The organism is Lysobacter sp. Hz25 (assembly GCF_046097045.1).
GTDB lineage: Bacteria > Pseudomonadota > Gammaproteobacteria > Xanthomonadales > Xanthomonadaceae > Lysobacter > Lysobacter antibioticus_B.
In genome coordinates, this window is sequence record NZ_CP175666.1 from 5561356 (window position 1) to 5580188 (window position 18833).

Below are 18833 nucleotides of genomic sequence, written 5' to 3' on the forward strand. Positions count from 1 at the left end.
CTTGAACGCAGCGTATGGACGCCGGTTGTGCAGAAACAGCTGGTACGCGCCCGAGCTAGGGTTGACCCTAGGTCGCGGGAATCGGGAATCGGGAATCGGGAATCGGGAATCGGGAATCGGGAGTCGGGAGTCGGGAGCCGGGAGCCGGGAGCCGGGAGTCGGAGAGCGAAGCAGAGACGGGCGCGGCAGGGAGATCAACCTTCGGCCCAGGCGCGCGGTCGCCGGGCTGCGTTATGGTCGGGGTTCACCTGGAGAGGCACCGCATGTCCCGACCGATCACCGCGCCCCGCCGCGGCCTGGCGTTGCTCGCCCTGGCCTGCGCGCTCGGCCTGCCGCTGTCCGCCCCCGCCGCCGACCGCATCAGCGGCAAGGCCTTCGCCACCCGCAGCGAGGTCTACGCCCCGCACGCGATCGCCGCGACCTCGCACCCGCTGACCACCCAGATCGCGCTCGACGTGATGAAGGCCGGCGGCAGCGCGGTCGATGCCGCCATCGCCGCCAACGCCGCGCTCGGCCTGATGGAGCCGACCGGCAACGGCATCGGCGGCGATCTGTTCGCGATCGTGTGGGACCCGAAGACCCAAAAGCTCTACGGCTACAACGGCTCGGGCCGTTCGCCCAAGTCGCTGACCCTGGCCGAGTTCCAAAAGCGCGGGCTCAAGGACATCCCGCCGCACGGACCGCTGCCGGTCACCGTGCCCGGCACGGTCGACGGCTGGTTCGCCCTGCACGAACGCTTCGGCCGCAAGCCGATGGCCGAGAACCTGGCGCCGGCGATCCGCTATGCGCGCGACGGCCATCCGGTCCACGAGGTCATCGCTTATTACTGGAACGCCTCGGTGCCGCGTTTGTCGAAATGGCCGGGCTTCAAGGAGCAGTTCACCATCGACGGCCGCGCCCCGCGCACCGGCGAGATGTGGAAGAACCCGAACCTCGCCAACACCCTGGAGCAGATCGCGAAGGGCGGGCGCGATGCGTTCTACAAGGGCGAGATCGCCCGCACCATCGATGCCTACTTCAAGGCCAACGACGGTTTCCTGAGTTACGACGACCTCGCCGCCCATCGCGGCGAATGGGTGGAACCAGTCAGCACCAACTACCGCGGCTACGACGTCTGGGAACTGCCGCCGAACGGCCAGGGCATCGCCGCGCTGCAGATCCTCAACCTGCTCGAACCCTACGACCTGAAGTCCTACGGCTTCGGCAGCGTCGAGCACCTGCACCTGTTCACCGAGGCCAAGAAACTCGCCTTCGCCGACCGCGCGCGCTGGTACGCCGACCCGGCGTTCTCGAAATCGCCGGTCGCGAAATTGATTTCCAAGGACTACGCCGCGCAGCGGCGCAAGCTGATCTCGATGGACAAGGCCTTGCGCGAAGTGCAGCCGGCGACGCCGAAGGAGCTCGACGAAGGCGACACCATCTACATGACCGTCGCCGATGCCGACGGCATGATGGTCTCGCTGATCCAGTCCAACTACCGCGGCATGGGCAGCGGCATGGCGCCGCCGGGCCTGGGCTTCATCTTCCAGGACCGCGGCGAGCAATTCGTGCTCAAGGAAGGCCACCCCAACTCGTTCGCGCCGGGCAAGCGCCCGTTCCACACCATCATTCCCGCGTTCGTGACCAAGGACGGCAAGCCCTGGCTGTCGTTCGGGGTGATGGGCGGGGCGATGCAGCCGCAGGGCCATGCCCAGATCGTCATCAACCTGATCGACTTCGGCATGAACCTGCAGGAAGCCGGCGACGCCCCGCGCCTGCAGCACGACGGTTCCACCGAACCGGCCGGCCAGGCCACGGTCATGAGCGACGGCGGCGAACTCGACCTGGAGACCGGCTTCGCCTACGAAACCGTGCGCGAGCTGATGCGCCGCGGCCACAGCGTGCGCTTCGCCCACGGCCCCTACGGCGGCTACCAGGCGATCATGGTCAACCCCCACGGCGGCTACGTCGGCGCCAGCGAATCGCGCAAGGACGGCCAGGCCGCGGGCTACTGAGCGAACCGCGTCGGGCTCGGAATGTAGGAGCGACGTAAGTCGCGACATGCGCAGCGACATGAGCCCACGCAGTCGCGGCTCACGCCGCTCCTACAAAAGCCCCGCGGCTTCGGGGTAGGAGCGACGCAAGTCGCGACCGCGTCGGCGCACCCGGCAGCGCAGGTCGCGGCTCGCGCCGCCCCTACCCGAAAAGCATCGCCGCGCGATTGACAGCGCCGACTGTGCTATCGAACACTATTCGCGCGGCGTCGAACCGACGCCGCGCACCAGTTGCGGATCGCCTCAGGCCATCCGCAGTCCGGACCGAGGGGTGCTGCGACGGAACCGACGTGTTCCGCCACGCTCGATCCGCGATGCCGAGACAAGGGCGCCCTCCCGATCATGGAGGCGTCATGCCCGTTTCTCATACCGCGTCCGGCGACGCGAACATCCATCCCGGTGCCGCGATCGGCGCCGCCCACGCTGCCTCGCCGAACGGCTTTCAGCTCGCCGTGGTCACCTCGACCGTCTACGCCGAGTTCCACCCCGACGACGCCGGCCTCGTCGACGCCCTGCGCGGGCACGGCATCGAGCCGGTCGCCTGCGTCTGGAACGACCCGGCCGTGGACTGGACCCGCTTCGATGCCGTCCTGGTCCGCACCACCTGGGACTATTTCCGCCACTACGACGACTTCCTGGCCTGGTACGACCAGATCGAAACCCTCGGCCTGCCGATCGCCAACGAACTGCCCTTGCTGCGCTGGAACAGCAACAAGCGCTACCTGCTCGATCTCGCCGCCCGCGATGTCGCGATCATCCCGACCGTGTTGGCGCGCGGCGACGCCCTCGCCGATGCGGTCGCGGCGATGTCCGGACGCGAAGTGGTGATCAAGCCGACCGTCAGCGGCGGCGCCTGGCATACCGTGCGCGGCCGGGTCGGCGAGGCCGCCTTCGCCGAAGCCTTGGCGGCCCTGCCGCCCGAACTCGAATATCTGGTGCAACCGTTCATGGCCGAGATCGTCGCCGAAGGCGAGTGGTCGCTGATGTTTTTCGACGGCCACTACAGCCACGCCGTGCTCAAGAAACCCAACAACGGCGACTACCGCGTACAGACCGATTTCGGCGGCAGCGCGAGCTTGACCGAGCCCGACCCGGCGATTCTCGCCGCGGCCCGGCGCGCGCTCGATGCCGTGGCCGCACTGGGCTATCGCGACCAAGCCTATGTGCGCGTGGACGGGGTGATGACCGCCGACGGCTTCCGCCTGATGGAACTGGAGTTCATCGAACCCTTCCTGCACTTCGCCGCGTATCCGCCGGCGGCGGAGTTGTTCGCCGCGCAACTGGCGCGACGCTGGCCGAGCGTCGGCGAATCGGCGACGCTCGCCGCCGGATAAGCTTCTGCACCGCGCCGCCGCGAGGCGGCGCAACGGAGTCCGCATGCCCCCCGCAACCACCGAGTCCCTGTTTTCCTACGGCACCCTGCAGCAGGCCGATGTACAGCAGGCCACCTTCGGCCGTCTGCTCGAAGGCCAGGCCGACGCCCTGGTCGGTTACCGCCGCACGATGGTGAAGATCGAAGACGCGCAGGTCGTCGCCACCAGCGGCGCGGCCTATCACCCGATCGTCGAAGCCAGTGGCGATCCGCACGACCGCGTCGAAGGCATGGTGTTCGCGATCAGCGCCGAAGAACTGGCCCACGCCGACGCCTACGAAGTCGACGAGTACCAGCGCGTGCTGGAGAGCCTGGCCTCGGGACGCAAGGCCTGGGTGTATGTGAAAGCCCGGGGCGCCTAGGACCGCCGCCTACGGTCGCCGGCCCTCAATCCGCCGCGACCGTGCGCCCGCGCGCCCACTCGCGCAGGGCGGTGACTTGTTCGCCCATCAATACCGACAAGGGCCGGGTCTGCTTGAGCTCGGCGCGCAACTGGAAATCCGCCAGGGGCGTGTTCGCCGCATGCGCGGCGTACATCGCCGCGACGATGGCCTGCTCGATCTCGGCGCCGGAAAAGCCGTCGCTGGCCTGGGCGAGCGCGACCAGGTCGAAACCTTCCGGCTTCAGCGCGCGCTTGCGCAGATGGCTGGCGAACAGTTCCTCGCGCACCTCCGCGACCGGCAGGTCGACGAAGAAGATTTCGTCGAAGCGGCCCTTACGCAGCAGTTCCGGCGGCAAGGCCTCGATCTGGTTGGCGGTGGCGACCAGGAACAGCCGCGACTTGCGCTCGGCCATCCAGGTCAACAGATAACCGAGCACGCGCCGCGACACCCCGCCGTCGTTGTCGCCGCCGTCGCCGGCCAGGCCTTTCTCGATCTCGTCGATCCACAGCACCGCCGGCGACAACTGCTCGGCCGAACTCAAGGCCGCGCGCAGGTTCTTCTCGGTCTCGCCGTGGAACTTGTCGTACAGGGTGCCGAAGTCCAGGCGCACCAGCGGCACGCCGAAGCCGGCCGCCACCGCCTTGGCGATCATCGACTTGCCGCAGCCCTGCACGCCGAGCAGCAGGATGCCCTTGGGCGGGTCCAGCCCGGGCGGCGCATCGCCGCTGACGAATACGCCGCGGCGTTGTTCGATCCAGCGCTTGATCCGGCGCGCGCCGGCCACTTCGCTCATGCGCGCACTGTCGTATTCGTAATGCAGATGGCCGGAGCGATTGAGCAGCTCGAACTTGAGCTTGGCCAGTTCCGGCAGGTCGTCCGGGCCGATGGCGCCGTCGCGGAAGATCAGATGGCGCGCGATCCGGCGCGCATCGACCGGGTCCAGGCCCTGCAGGTTGCGCACGATCTGCTTGACCGCGTCGGCGTCGCTCTCGACCCGGCGCCCGCCGTGCTCGCGCATGTAGTTCTCGGCTTCCTCGCGCACCAGCTTGAGCAGGGCGTTGGCGTCCGGCAGGCTCGGCCGATGGCGCACCGCCAGCGACTCCAGGTCCGGCGGCAACTCGACCTTGTGCCCGATCAGCACCAGCACGTGCGGCTGGCAGCCGCGGCGCTGGACGATCTCGCGCAGCTGGCGCTGAGTGCTGGCATAGCCAAGGTAGGGATGCGCATCGAACATCAGGTAGATGCCGCGCTGTTCGGCGTCGCGGATCGACTGCAAGGTATTGGAAATGTCGGGAGCGACCTCGGTCTCTTCGTCGTCGCGGTCGAAATCGACGCGGCGCAGGCCTTCGGTGATCGACCAGCGGTACAGCGCCCGCCACACGTTCATCAATACCTGGCGGAACAGCTCGATCACCCGCGACTCGTCGCGGGTCTCGATCACGATCAATGCGGTGTTGGCGCGGATCAGCGCCGTCAGGTCTTGCAGTTCGCTCATGGGGCCGTTCTTCCGTGGACGCGACATGATACGGCGCGCGGATGGGTCGGCCTCGGAAAAACGCGGGCAACCGCAAATCCCCCACGCCCGCTGCGCGGCCGTTCGCCCCCTTTGTCAAAGGGGGCAACAGCCAGGGCCGCTGCAGCAAGGACGCATCGAGCACAGGCCCTTTGCACTCCCACCCGAGGCACTTCCCCCCTTTGAAAAAGGGGGGCCAGGGGGGATTTGCTCTTGCCTCCAACTCGTCCGCCCCGAAAACCGCTCACCGCCTCGGGCATAGCTAAGCCTAAAGCCGCCTTGAGGCTGCGCCGCGCAACCGCGACCATGCGCTACCACCCGATGTTCGCGATCCCCATCCATGGCTTTCGACGCCTTCGCCCTGGTCCTGGCCATGCTGGGGCTGGGTTACCTGTTCCAGCGCTCGCGCGTGTTGCCCGACAACGCCGCGCAGACGCTGAACCTGGTCGTGCTCTATGTCTGCCTGCCGGCGGCGGTGTTGCGCTACGCGCCGCGCCTGCATCTGGAACCGGCCCTGCTCGGCATCGCCGCGGTGCCGTGGCTGCTGCTGGCCGCCACTGTGCCCTGCGTCGGCGCGTTGTCGCGCTGGTTGAAGTTCCGTCGCGACGAACATGCGGTGCTGCTGCTCACCGTCGCCCTCGGCAACACCAGCTTTCTCGGCTACCCGCTGACCCGCGCCCTGATCGGCGAGCACGCCCTGCCGTACGCGGTGATCTACGACCAGTTCGGCGCCTTCCTGATGCTGTCCACCTTCGGCCTGTGGGTGCTGGCGCGGTACGGCGGCGACCAGCGGCCCGGCGCCGCCGACATGCTGCGCCGGATCGTGCGCTTCCCGCCGCTGTGGGCCTTGTCGATCGGCTTCACGGTGATGCCGGCCGAACCGCCGAGCTGGATCGCCGGCGGCCTGCAACGCCTGTCCGACGCCCTGCTGCCGCTGGCGATGCTGACCATCGGCCTGTCGGTGAAGCTGACCCTGCCGCGCGACGAACTCAAGCCGCTGCTGTCGGGGCTGGCCCTGAAGCTGGCGCTGATGCCGGCCCTGGCCTGGGCGCTGGTGCCGTTGCTCGGCCTGCACGGCGAAATGGCCCGCACCACCGTGCTCGAATCGGCGATGCCGCCGATGGTCACCGCCGGCGCCCTGGCCATCGCCCACCAACTCGCCCCGCGCCTGGCCGCGGCGATGGTCGGCTACGGCCTGCTGCTGTCGCTGTTGACCTTGCCGCTGTGGGCCGCGATCGGAACGAAAGCATGAAATCTAAGACCCGCATCCGCAGCGCCGAGGGGCGAGGCAGGCTTGGTCGCGTATGGTCGGCAGCCTTGCTTGCGACTTTATGCGCCTGCAGTCCATCGTCCGCCGATCGTGCTGGAACGACGGCCAAGACCGGCGCAGCGACAGGGGCCGTTCAACCGATACCCACCGGCGAAGCCGACATCATCGGCAAGCCGGGCTCGCCCCGAGCGCCTGCCTCGACGAAGGCGGCCGCCATGACCCGGCTCAGCGAGGACATTTCCGCTGCGCTGCAGGCGCACCTGCACATGCTGGCTGCCCGTGGCCAAGCCCGCGACCGCCTCGACATCGCCTTATTGTTGCCCTTGCTCGATCACGACTCGGCGGCCGACCCGTCGCTGCGCCGTGACTCGCTCGCGCTCGCTCGCGAAGTACCCGACCAGCGCGCCTTGGTCGCCTGGCTCGAAGCCATGATTTGCATCGACAGCAACGGATGCGACTCGCGGGCGGCGCTGACGCGGCTGCAGCAGGTCGAACCGGACAATGCCGCAGTCTGGCTGCTCACCCTGGAACAGGAGGCGACCGCACAGAGCTCCCCACGCACCGACGAAACGCAATTGGAGCTGCTGAGCCGGGCGGCGCAGGCGAGCCGGTACGACGACCATCTGGCCGACACCAGCCGCGAGACCTTGCGCGCATTACAGCCGGTGCGTTGGCCCCCTCTCGATCGCGATAGCGAAGCGGCGTTGCGGGACATGCTGCACCTGTCCGACAGTGTGCCCGCATCGGCGCTGGGACCTGCGCTCATGGCCACCTATGCCACCGCGATGGAGATTCCCCCGTACAGCGCCACCGCCGGAGCCTGCGAGCCGGATACGGTCCTGCTACCGGGTTCGCATCGGCTCGCGCCTTGCCGCACGGTCATGAGCCTTATGGCCGATGGCGACAGCCTGATCGCGCAGGCGTTGGGCACCACGCGCATGGTGCGCTTGTCCCCGGACGGACCCGAGGCCACGCATTGGCGCGAACGCCTGCGCCAGTCGCATTGGCTGCGTGCGCAATGGTCAAGGATCGGTTCGCCTGCGCTGAGCTACGCCATCCGCGAGCATGGCGAGGTCCCGGCCCTTCGCGCCGAACTGGCGCGGCGCGGGCTCGGCATGCCGCCACCGGGCTGGCTGCCCGAACAGCCGCGCGCCCGTTCGTTGATTCTGAGCGGCCGGCTGCCACCGGATTCCTGAGCGCCGTCTCCCAACCCCCACCCCGTGATGGCCCCGGCCACACCCCCGGTGTACGCTGCGGTTTCCATCCGGAGGGAGCTCGCATGAAGACCGTGCTGGTGGCCAGTTCGAAGGGCGGCGTCGGCAAGACCACGATCGCCACCCACCTTGCCGCCCAGGCGGCCCTCGATGGCCTGCGTACGGCCTTGATCGATGCCGACCCCCAGGGGTCCTCGACCCGCTGGGCGCAGCGCCGCTCGGTCCTGGAAAGCGCGGTCCTGCCGCTCGACGGCACCCGCCGCAAGGCCTGGCGCAAGAGCCTGCCCGACGACACCCAGCGCACCGTGATCGACGCCCCGGCCGGCGCGATGGCCGACGATCTGGAAAGTTTCCTGGAGATCGCCGACGCAGTGCTGGTGCCGATCCAGCCCTCGACCCTCGACATCGAAGCGACCGTGCCCTTCCTCGACACCCTGGCCCAGCATCCACGGGTGCGCCGCGGCCAGCTCCGGGTCGGCCTGGTCGGCAACAAGCTCAAGCCCTGGACCAACGCCTCTCAACAAGCCATCGAGCTGCTGCGCGAATGGCCCTACCCGGTGATCGGGCAGATCCGCGACAGCCAGGCCTATGTGGTCATGACCGCGCTCGGCAAGAGCCTGTTCGACTACCACTCCGCACAGATCCGCGAACACCAGGCCGATTGGCAGCCGCTGCTGAAGTGGATCCGCAAGTAAGGCACGCCGCCTCGGCCGCGGTCGGCGCCGACGCTACCCTTATTCCGATCCGACAGGCATCCTCCTACCGTCGCTCTTCGCACGTCGCAACGATTCGTCCAGCCTTCGCGCGCCTGTCGTTTCCGACCCCGCTTTCACCTCCGCCGCCAGAACTGCCCACTCCATGCGCGAATTGATTCTGCTCCGCCACGCCCACGCCGAGCCGGCCGCCCAAGGCCAGGCCGACCTCGACCGCCCCCTGTCCGCCGAAGGCCTGGCCGAAGCCGAGGCCGCCGGTCGCTGGCTCGCCGAGAACAAGCTGGTCCCGGACTGCGTGCTGTGCTCGCCCTCGCGACGAACGCGCGAGACCCTGGAAGCCGTGCTCGGCGCGATCGGCTATGTCGAACAGCGCATCGAGCCGTCGGTCTACGACGCGACGCCCGGTACGCTGATCGGCCTGGCCGACACCCATATCGAAGCCGAGCGGCTGATGCTGGTCGGTCACAACCCGGGCCTGGAACGCCTGGCTGCGCTGTTGCACAGCGGCCAGTCGGGCGATTACCGCGGCATGCCGCCGGGCGGCATCGCGGTACTGAGCGTGCCGGTCGGCACCGGACTCGAACCGGGCGTGGCCCAGCTCAGCGCTTTTTGGTGGCCGTGAGCCAGGCGCGGCCAGCGCCGTCGCGCTGGCGGCACCTGCGCAGCCGAGTCGTCGCCGGCGCCGCCCTGGCGGCGGCGTTCGCCTGCCCGGCCTGGGCGCAGTCGACGTTCCAGGTGTTCGACCCCGACCACACCCGTTTCAGCTTCGAGCTGCGCACGCGCTGGGGCCAGAAGGTCGCCGGCGTGTTTCCGCGTTACGACGGCGAGGTCAGCACCCTCGCCGACGGCCGCCATCAGGTGCGGATCCGCCTGGCGACCGCCGCGGTGCAGCTCGGCGACTCCGAGCGCTACACCCGCCTCGCCCGCGGCGAACGCTTTTTCAACGCCCCGCTGTATCCCTACATCGAGTTCCTGTCCGAACCGCATGCGCCCGACCTGGTGCGCACCGGCGGCGCCCTGCGCGGCAAGCTGACCCTGCACGGGGTCAGCCGCATGGAGACCTTCGTGCTCGGCGCGCCGGCCTGCGCCCGTCCCGGCGAGGACTGCGACGCCATCGCCCAGGGCAGCGTCAGCCGCTACGACTACCGCCTCGACGGTTGGCAGTTCGCGCTCGGCGACCGGGTTCGTTTCACCATGCAGGTCCAGCTCAAGCCGGGCGTGTTCAAACATCCCGAATCCAAGCCCGCCGACGCGCGCTCCGGCGAAAGCCACCCGGGCGACCCCGGCCGGGTTCCGGAACGAAAGGAGTCTTTCCGTTGAATGCGGTACTGCGCGGCCTGACGGCCCTGCTCGTCCTGACCTCGTCGGCCTGCGCCACGCTGAGCCCGGCGCAGCGCGACCGCGCCAGCCAGATCGCCGCGCAGGCGCGCTCGACCCAGATCGACTGCGACGCCGCCGACGCCTGCGCGCGGCCCTCGCCGCTGCGCGAGCTCGGCCGCAAGGCCCTGGCCGCTTCGACCCCCGAGCAGCCGCGCCACTACGCGGTGATCCTCGACCGCGGCCCCGATGCCCTGCTCGCACGCATCGACCTGATCCGCAGCACCACCCGCACCCTCGACCTGCAGACCTACATCTACGACGAGGACGACGCCGGCAAGCTGGTGCTCGACGAACTGCTCGCCGCCGCCCGCCGCGGCGTGCGCGTGCGCCTGCTGATGGACCAGCTCGCGGCGCTGCGCCACATCGACACCCTGGCCGCGCTGTCCGGCGCCCACGTCAATCTGGAAGTGCGGCTGTACAACCCGGTGCTGCACCGCGCCCGCATCACCTACCCGCAGTACGTGCTGGCCGCGGCCTGCTGCTGGCGCCGGCTCAACCAGCGCATGCACACCAAGCTGCTGCTCGCCGACGGCCGGGTCGGCATCGCCGGCGGCCGCAACTACCAGGACGACTATTACGACTGGGATGACGAATACAATTTCCGCGACCGCGACGTGCTGGTCGCCGGCCCGGTCGCCGACGCGATGGGCACCGACTTCGAGCTGTTCTGGAACGACCGCCGCAGCGTTCCGGTCGAACGCCTCAGCGACGTCGGCCGGCGCCTGATCTCCGACGGCGTGCCCGCCCTGCCGAAGACCGAGTTCGAGCGCCCCAAGCGTGCCCAGGCCATGCTCGACGATGCCGCCAATGCCGAGACCGTGCGCGAGCGCGTCGCCGACCACGCCATCGAAGTCGGGCAGGTGCGCTACATCTCCGATACGCCCGACAAGCATCGCGAGAACAGCGACGCCAGCGCCCTGGCCTCCGACTCGCTGCGCAGCCTGATCGCGAATTCGCGCAAGGAAGTGATGCTGCAGACGCCGTACCTGGTGCTGTCGAAGGCCGCGCAGAAGTTGTTCAGCGACCTGCACGAACGCCCCGACGCGCCGCGCGTGATCGTCTCCACCAACAGCCTCGCCGCGACCGACGCCTTCATCGCCTACGCCCTGTCGTACAAGTACAAGCGCCGCTACCTCCGCGAGTTCGGCTTCAACATCTACGAATACAAACCGTTCCCGGCCGATGCGCCGATCGACATCGCCGCGACCGGCGCGACCCTGCCTGCACTCGGCCTGCCGGGCCTGTCCGAACCGGCGCCGCCGCCGGCGCGCTGGCGCCGCCAGGACCGCAGCAGCGTCGCCTACCCCTATCAGTACCGGCGGCCGCTGTCGCGCGAGTACGTCGCCACGCGTTATGCGCGCCGCCGCAGCAACGAACCGGTGCCGCTCAAGCGCGCCGGCGTGCGCATCGGCATGCACGCCAAGTCGATGGTCATCGACGACCGCATCAGCGTGATCGGCACCCACAACTTCGACCCGCGCGGCGACCACTACAACACCGAGAGCGCGGTGGTGATCGAGGACGAAGCCTTCGCCCGCGCACTCGGCGACAGCATCCGCCGCGATATCGCCCCGGCCAACTCCTGGGTAATCGCGCGCCGCGACAAACCGCCGGTGTTCTCCGGGCTGGAGTATTCGATCGCGAAGATTTCCGAACACCTGCCGCTGTTCGACCTGTGGCCGGTGCGTTACGCGACCAGCTACGAATTCGTGCCCGGCCCGAACTGCCCGAGCCCGCTGTACCGCACCGACCCGGGCTTCCGTGCCTGCTACAAACCGGTCGGCGATTTCCCCGAGGTCAACCTCGGCGTGAAAAGCCTGACTACGCGCATGTTCACTGCGTTCGGCGCGGGGCTGGCTCCAATTCTTTAGGCTGCGGCCGGAACCAGCAGAGCTCAAGGGTTCGGCGCGGTATCCGCAAGGAACGCGTTCTGCCGGGTGTGCACACTCGGGAAATTCACTACGGCGGCTCTGAGAGGAGCGACATCGGCCGCCTTTCGCAGGGCGATACTGCCCTGCGCCTTGGCCCTCTCTTATTCTCTCGACCTCCTTGCTAATCGCTCTGTCGAACCATCGGGCGCTCTTGCGCGCAATTGTGCCGCGCGGCGAACCTCGACTCATCCGAGCCGCCATATAAACACCAAAGCACACTATCCAATCTCGCGCGGAACGCACTCAGCACACTAATCGTAAGGCGTCGTCGCACGCGAACTTACACAGTCTTGCTGGAAGAGATTAACTTAGGCGACTCTGACAACCGCAGTGGACCGGCCTGTCGCCATGCGACTCCGCGCCCCACGGAATACGGACATGGACGCTCGCACACAAACCCCGCAACTCTCAGTATCGCTCTTACTCTCCCACCCCGAGGCGCAGGCATCTGCCTGCGCTGCAACGCCGCGCATCAAGGAATTTTTATGAGACCTTCGACATTCGGTCTTTCAGGACGAGCCATTCAAGCGCTCTTGTTGCCACTGCTTTTGCTGATCCTGGCGCCTCGGCCTGCGCACGCGTGCAGCGAGAGCGTCGAGTACGCGAACTACCCGAACAGCCTGATCCTGCGCGCCGACTGCAAGTCGTACGCCGAGGCCCAGGACGCTTGCAAGGTCTTCGCCGAGTCGCTGGGCCATACGGCGAGTTCCTGCATGAACATCGGCGACGGTTTCCAGGCCGGAAATTTCCAGGCCGACCCGCAAACCAACGTGATCGGCACCTTCAAGGCCGATCCCTCGCGCGCCAAGGCCGAGCAGAACATGGGCGCCCCAAAGTGCCCGGGCCAATGCTTCGGCGACCCGATCAATGCCGGCAACGGCAACAAGTACGAGTCCAAGGTCGAGTACCGCGGCGAAGGCCCGTTCCCGCTGGAGTTCTCGTGGACCTATAACTACTTGTTGCCTTACGCGCAGTTGCCCCCGCACACCTTCGTGCTCGGCGGCAATCGCACCTTCAACTACGGCAGCCGGGTGGCCCACTGGAGCCTGTGGGGCCTCGGCGAGCGCGTCGTCGTCTCCCGGCCCGACGGTAAACTGGCTTCGTTCAAGAAACCGGAGTCGGGAGAGTATTGGACGCCCCTGCCCGGGCAGTACAACCGACTGCGCAAGCTGGCTGGCGGCTGGGAATACCAGGACGACGACGGCCACTACGAGATATTCAACACCACAGGCCTGTTGACCGAGCTGCGCGACCAGAACGGTCATCGCCAGACGCTGGAGTACGATGCCAACGGGCGGCTCAAGTCGGTCACCGACATGCTCGGCCGCAAGCTCGGTTTCGAGTTCGACGCGTCCAACCTGATCTCGCAGCTGAATCTTCCGGACGGCCGCGCGATCAAGTTCGCCTACACCGCGCAACAGCGCCTGAGCGTGGTCGAGTACCAGGACGGTTCGACCGTCAAGTACTTGTACGACGAGGCCGGCTATATCGGTTCCCGCAACTCCCTGACGGGCGCGTTGACCGGCGTTGAAGACGAATCCGGGGAGCGTTATTCCTCGACCCGCTACGACCGGGACGCCGCCCTGGGCACGGAGCTGGCCGGCTCGCTGGACAGTTACAGCGCGAATTACGAGGTCGCGGGCAACCAGACCTACATGACCTACTCCGCCATCGGGCTGCCCTCCGGTGCGACCAGAAAGGTCAACCTGCTCTCGATCAACGGCTACACGTTGCCGTCGAAGGTGGTTACCGAATGCGATGGCTGCGCGCCGCGCAAACTGCAGTACAGCTACGATGCCAACGGGCGTTACGACACCGTCGACAACAATGGCGTAATCACCGACTACGACTACGATGGCCGCGGCTTGCTGACCCGCACCATCGAGGCGGCCAACGACGCCACCGGTCACCGCCGCACCGTCGAGACCGACTGGCACGCGAACTTCCGCGCGCCGGTGGAAACCCGGCTGCTGGACGCGAATGGTCAGTTAGCCGCCAAGAGCACGTGGACCTACAACGCGCGCGGCCAGGTGCTCACCGCCAGCGAAGTCGATCCGACCGGCCAATTGGCCCCGCGCACGATCACCTATCGCTATTGCGAACCAGCCGACATCAACGCCGGTACCTGCTCGCGCGAAGGCCTGCCCTTGTCCATAGACGGCCCACGCACCGACGTGGCCGACATCACCCGTTACGTCTATTACGCCAACGACGATGGCGCCTGCGCGGCCTCGCCGTCGACCTGCGCCTACCGCAAAGGCGACCTGTGGAAAATCGAGAACGCCCTTGGACGCACCGTGCTCGAAGTGCTGCGTTACGACGGCGCCGGCCGCGTCGTGTCGTCCCGCAACGACAACGGCGTGGCTAGCGACTACGAGTTCAACTCGCGCGGCTGGCTGACCGCCACCAAGACCCGCGGCGGTGACGACGCCAGCGAGGCCGACGATCAGATCGTCCGCATGGACTACTGGCCGACCGGACTGGTCAAGAAGATCACCCTGCCCGACGGCGCATACACGGCTTATGCCTATGACGCGGCACGCCGCCTGACCGCGGTGACCGACGAGGCCGGCAACTCGATCCAGTACACCCTCGACAGTCGCGGCAACCGCACCCGGCAGGACATCAAGACCTCCGGCGGTGCAGTCACCCATACGCTCTCGCGGGTCTACAACCTGCTCGACGAAGTCCAGGCTGCCAAGGATGCCTCGCAGAACGCGACCTCGTTCACCTACGACAGCCGCGGCAACCCGAACCTCGCCACCGACGCGCTGGGCCGGGTGACCGACCAGGACTACGACCCGCTCGATCGCCTGGTACGCACCCTGCAGGACACCAATGGCCTAGCCGTCGAAACCAAACTGCAGTACGACGCGAGCGACCGTATCACCCAGGTCGTCGACCCCAAGGGTCTAAGCACGACCTACGGCTATAACGGCCTGGGCGACCAGATCCAATTGTCGAGCCCAGACACCGGCGTCACCGCCTATGGCTACAACAGCGCCGGCCAAGTGACGACCAAGCAGGACGCCAATGATGCGGCCCCGCATGCCTATGCCTACGACGCACTGGGCCGGCCCAAGACGATCTCCTACGGATCGGGCGGCAACGATGTCGAGTACGACTACGACACGGTGAACTCGGTCTGCACGGCGGGAGAAACCTTCGCCATCGGCCGCGTCACCGCGATGCGCAGCGAAGGCACCGAACTGAAGTACTGCTACGACCGCTTCGGCCGCACCGTGCGCAAGGTGCAGACGGTGGACGGCAGCAGCTTCACCCTGCGCTACGCCTACGACAAGGTGGGCCGTCTGCAGGCCCTCACCTACCCCGACGGCGCCGTCGCCGATTACACCCGCGACGCGGGCGGCCGTATCGTCCAGGTCCACGTGACGCCCGCGGGTGGCACGCGCACCGAACTGCTGACCGGGGTGACCTACCAACCCTTCGGCCCGGCCACCGGCTGGACCTACGGCAACGGCCGCAGCCTGGCCCGCACTTACGACCAGGACTACCGCGCCAAGACGATCTTCGACAGCGCTGCCGGTGGCTTGTCGCTGGCTTATGGCTATAACGAAGTCGGCGAACTGACCGAACTCAAGGACGGCCTGCAAAGCGCGTTCCTGGCCAAGTACGACTACGACACCCTGGGCCAGCTGAAGATCACCCGCGACGGTCCGACCGGCATGCCGTTGGAGACCTACGGCTACGACGCCACCGGCAACCGCAGCAGCCTGCTGCACGGCGGCATCACCACCAGCTACACCTACCCGGGCACGAGTCACCGCCTGAGCAACGTCGGCGGCGTCAGCCGCGGCTACGATGCGGTCGGCAACACCACCAGCATCGGCGGCACGGCCAGGGAGTTCGTTTACAACGCGAACGACCGCATGAGCCAAGTCAAGCAGGCCGGCGTGGTGAAGGCCAGCTACCGCTACAACGCCAAGGGCGAGCGGGTCTCGCGGGCCGACAACGCCACCGGTGCAATCACCGGCTACACGCTGTACGACGAAGCCGGCCATTGGCTCGGCGACTACGACGCCAACGGCGCGACCAAGCAGCAGGCCATCTGGCTGGGCGACGCCCCGGTCGGCCTGGTCGTCGGTGCCGGCGTCGCGCAGACCCTGCGTTACGTGCAACCCGACCACCTGGGCACCCCACGTGCGGTGATCGACCCGAGCCGCAACCTCGCGGTCTGGACCTGGGACGCCAAGGGCGAAGCCTTCGGCAACAACCCGCCGAACCAGGACCCCGATCAAGACGGCACCGCGCTCGTGTTCGATATGCGGTTCCCGGGGCAGCGCTTTGATGTGGCTACGGGGCTGAACTACAACTACTTCCGGGATTATGATGCGGGTATTGGCCGGTATGTGCAGAGTGATTTCTTAGGCCTTATCGATGGACCAACAACTTATTCTTATGCGCTGCAAAATCCGGTAAAGAACTCGGATTCATTGGGACTTGCCGTAGAACTTGACCTTTTCTATAGATCAAACCCGCCAAGCAACTACACAAGGGGAGCGGACCGATATGTCTCCCCCGAGGGGGTCTACGCAGTAGCATCCCATGGAAGCATAAGCGAGGTGCGCGACCCGCAAAATAACTCGATTAACGCACGCCAACTAGCTGACATGATTCGCGCCGACCCTCGATTTTCTGGAAAGAAGAAAGTTGTTTTATTAAGCTGCAATACTGGCGAAAGAGGCCCTTACTCCTTCGCACAAGCGCTGTCGAATGAACTGAAAATTGAAGTCATGGCACCCGACAGCTATATATTCTGGCGCGAAGACGGCTCATACTTTCTTGGCTGGAAGAGTCACAAGACAAATAAATACATTCCTGGAACAACCGGAAACTGGGCTAATTTCTGCCCTGGAGGATGCCCATGGCTCGTGCCAAAAATAAAATCGCTCTTTGGCTTCTAATAGCTATCTGCGCCCCCCTTACGGGGTGCCAAAAACCCCCAAAAGAGTATCGTGATGACTGGCAAGGACAGTTACCCAGCCAATTTGAGCAGATACCAACACTCGAAATGCTTCCCGCTTATAAGGCGGCGGCGTATGCCGGCTCAGGTCCAGCCGCAAATGCTCTTTCCACTTACTACTTAAAGGCAGACAGAACGGGCGCGCAGGAGTTTTACTGGAACTCTGTATCTGCTGAAAACGGTGATGCTGTTGGGCAATACAATGTCGCGATGGATCACTTAGAGCCAAATAGCCCTTATTTCTCGCAGCGGCGAGCAATCTATTGGCTGAAAATTTCGGCAGGACAAGGGCATAGTCTTGCGACGCGAGTACTTGCGGACCTAAACAAACGCTAGCAAGCGGCACTCAATCATGTCGCACTGGAAAGGCCCCCAAGACGGGGCCTTTCTTTTGCCCACGAGAACCACCGCTCCGCCCATCATCGATGTCTCGCCTAAGACATGCCGGTCATGATGGTAGTGACGTTTGCGAGGCCAAGGACGAGCGGGTCTCGTGGGCCGACAACGCCAACGGCGCGATCACCGGCTACACGCTGTACGACGAAGCCGGGCATTGGCTCGGCGATTACGACGCCAACGGCGCAACCAAGCAGCAGGCGATCTGGCTGGGCGAGGCGCCGGTCGGTCTGCTGGTCGGTGCGGGCGTCACACAAACCCTGCGTTACGTGCAACCCGACCACCTGGGCACCCCGCGCGCAGTGATCGACCCGAGCCGCAACCTCGCGGTCTGGACCTGGGACGCCAAGGGCGAAGCCTTCGGCAACAACCCGCCGACCCAGGACCCGGATCAGGACGGCACCGCGTTCGTGTTCGATATGCGGTTCCCGGGACAGCGCTTTGATGCGGCTACGGGGCTGAATTACAACTACTTCCGGGATTACGATGCACCTACCGGCAGATATGTGCAGGTGTTCTATAGAGCAGATGCTGTTAGAAACATTTTTCAAGACGCGGCCAAAGAGGCCGGGAGAGAGCTTTCTCGCCCCCATCATGGCTGTTTCCTCCAGCGGGAATCGCCGCGATGAACGCTTCCCCTAATGAGGATGTCTATGAACCCTGCCGCCACTCCACCTGCACTCTATCCTCTTTGGGCTAGGTACCTGGAAAGACATCGAATCGACGGTCGTCAGATCGACAAGGAATTTGTGCATCGCGGTTTTACAGGTGTTACGGCTGAGATTGAGTTCATCAACTCAATCTATGGGCCCAACACCTACGAGATAGACATAGAAGTTCATTCTAGTGCCACCGCGTTTCAGCGCTATCGAGCACTTGAGAGTGAAGCTCTTAAATCGATGCGCGCGAGCCTGACGAGTTCACCCGAAGAGCGAGCAGGCGCTTGGGCCGAGGTTTTAGATGACCCCCGTCTTCCGAGCTTTCTTAAACGGACTATATTGCGTTCATTGAGTAATCCAAAGTTCGATGCTCTCGTAAGCCGACATCTTCCTGAGCTGCGCGGCGCTCTCGCTAAGGAACGGCAGAAGATCTGCAGAATTTACTCAAACCCGCCTGTCTCTCTCCACCAAACAGAAATGATCCCGCTACGCAAAGAGGCATTTAACACGATCATGTCAGATGCGTATGGAGCACTCGGCTTTGATGTACTAAAGAAAAAGAAAGGTGTGAACCTGTACGTTAAAGCTATTACGTCGGAATATTCCGTGGTTTTGGAGCCGGATATCGTAGCGATTGAGCGCAAGCACATGGAGTCTCCTAGCACACAGGAACTCATCTATTGGCCGCTCATTCCGTCTGAAATTTGGTGCCACCTTGTCCCTACTAACGAACAAGGGAAGAACCAGAAAATCCCTTTAGTTGCAGGACTGCGATGCATTGCATCGGGGCGCCGGGAGCGCTATGACGACACCCAGTCACTTGAATTAATGATTCGCGCCAACGCGCTATGGTATGAAATTAATATTCAACCGTTTGAGAAAGATGTAGCCAGCGCTGATTGAACCTGCATCTTTCTTCGCATCAGAGAGGCCCCGGAAACGGGGCCTTCCTCTTGTTATCAGCCCGGCAGAAGTGCCTTGCCTA

The 18833-nt window shown here is 65.6% G+C and carries 13 protein-coding genes, 1 pseudogene and 1 riboswitch; of the genes and pseudogenes, 13 read left to right on the forward strand and 1 reads right to left on the reverse strand.

The window, feature by feature from the left end; all coding sequences use genetic code 11:
• Window positions 1-263 precede the first annotated feature (263 nt).
• The 3 genes from ggt (at window position 264) to ACKN61_RS22930 (ending at window position 3767) form a co-directional block, all read left to right on the forward strand.
• Entirely contained in the window at window positions 264-1994 is a 1731-nt protein-coding gene (gene ggt / locus ACKN61_RS22920; protein WP_408951380.1) for a gamma-glutamyltransferase, read from the forward strand.
• Between the two features lie 299 nt (window positions 1995-2293).
• Window positions 2294-2374: riboswitch (S-adenosyl-L-homocysteine riboswitch) on the forward strand.
• A 12-nt stretch (window positions 2375-2386) separates the two neighbouring features.
• Window positions 2387-3367: a RimK family alpha-L-glutamate ligase gene (locus ACKN61_RS22925; protein ID WP_408951381.1), complete on the forward strand. Its 981-nt coding sequence runs from the start codon at window positions 2387-2389 to the stop codon at window positions 3365-3367.
• A 43-nt stretch (window positions 3368-3410) separates the two neighbouring features.
• Window positions 3411-3767 carry a gamma-glutamylcyclotransferase family protein gene (locus tag ACKN61_RS22930; RefSeq protein ID WP_408951382.1) on the forward strand — a complete coding sequence of 119 codons (357 nt, stop codon included), beginning with the start codon at window positions 3411-3413 and terminating at the stop codon, window positions 3765-3767.
• 25 nt (window positions 3768-3792) lie between these two features.
• Here the strand turns inward: ACKN61_RS22930 and ACKN61_RS22935 are convergent, their stop codons facing one another.
• On the reverse strand, window positions 3793-5283 hold the full coding sequence (locus ACKN61_RS22935; RefSeq protein WP_408951383.1) for an AAA family ATPase: 1491 nt from the start codon (window positions 5281-5283) through the stop codon (window positions 3793-3795).
• Window positions 5284-5641: 358 nt separating this feature from the next.
• Between ACKN61_RS22935 and ACKN61_RS22940 the strand changes: the two genes are divergently transcribed.
• From ACKN61_RS22940 to ACKN61_RS22985, 10 genes and pseudogenes are all read left to right on the forward strand, one after another.
• Complete coding sequence (locus tag ACKN61_RS22940) at window positions 5642-6553, forward strand: AEC family transporter (protein ID WP_408951384.1); 912 nt, start codon at window positions 5642-5644, stop codon at window positions 6551-6553.
• Window positions 6550-7767, forward strand: a complete 1218-nt coding sequence (locus tag ACKN61_RS22945) for a hypothetical protein (RefSeq protein WP_408951385.1) — start codon at window positions 6550-6552, stop codon at window positions 7765-7767. Before ACKN61_RS22940 ends, ACKN61_RS22945 begins: the two co-directional genes overlap by 4 nt.
• Window positions 7768-7850: 83 nt before the next feature.
• Entirely contained in the window at window positions 7851-8480 is a 630-nt protein-coding gene (locus ACKN61_RS22950) for an AAA family ATPase (RefSeq protein ID WP_408951386.1), read from the forward strand.
• A gap of 163 nt (window positions 8481-8643) precedes the next feature.
• Window positions 8644-9120 carry a histidine phosphatase family protein gene (locus tag ACKN61_RS22955; protein WP_031373099.1) on the forward strand — a complete coding sequence of 159 codons (477 nt, stop codon included), beginning with the start codon at window positions 8644-8646 and terminating at the stop codon, window positions 9118-9120.
• Window positions 9111-9818 carry a YceI family protein gene (locus tag ACKN61_RS22960; protein WP_408951387.1) on the forward strand — a complete coding sequence of 236 codons (708 nt, stop codon included), beginning with the start codon at window positions 9111-9113 and terminating at the stop codon, window positions 9816-9818. The genes ACKN61_RS22955 and ACKN61_RS22960 overlap by 10 nt, the downstream gene beginning before the upstream one ends.
• Window positions 9815-11749 (forward strand): phospholipase D family protein, encoded by a 1935-nt coding sequence (locus tag ACKN61_RS22965; protein WP_408951388.1) that lies wholly within the window; start codon window positions 9815-9817, stop codon window positions 11747-11749. Before ACKN61_RS22960 ends, ACKN61_RS22965 begins: the two co-directional genes overlap by 4 nt.
• A 593-nt stretch (window positions 11750-12342) precedes the next feature.
• Window positions 12343-16734, forward strand: a complete 4392-nt coding sequence (locus tag ACKN61_RS22970) for an RHS repeat-associated core domain-containing protein (protein WP_408951389.1) — start codon at window positions 12343-12345, stop codon at window positions 16732-16734.
• Window positions 16695-17129, forward strand: coding sequence for a hypothetical protein (locus ACKN61_RS22975; RefSeq protein WP_408951390.1), 435 nt, complete (start codon window positions 16695-16697; stop codon window positions 17127-17129). Before ACKN61_RS22970 ends, ACKN61_RS22975 begins: the two co-directional genes overlap by 40 nt.
• Before the next feature lie 176 nt (window positions 17130-17305).
• Window positions 17306-17701 (forward strand): annotated as a pseudogene (locus ACKN61_RS22980) (RHS repeat protein); the annotation flags it as partial.
• Window positions 17702-17842: 141 nt separating this feature from the next.
• Window positions 17843-18751, forward strand: coding sequence for a hypothetical protein (locus ACKN61_RS22985; RefSeq protein WP_408951391.1), 909 nt, complete (start codon window positions 17843-17845; stop codon window positions 18749-18751).
• Window positions 18752-18833 lie beyond the last annotated feature (82 nt).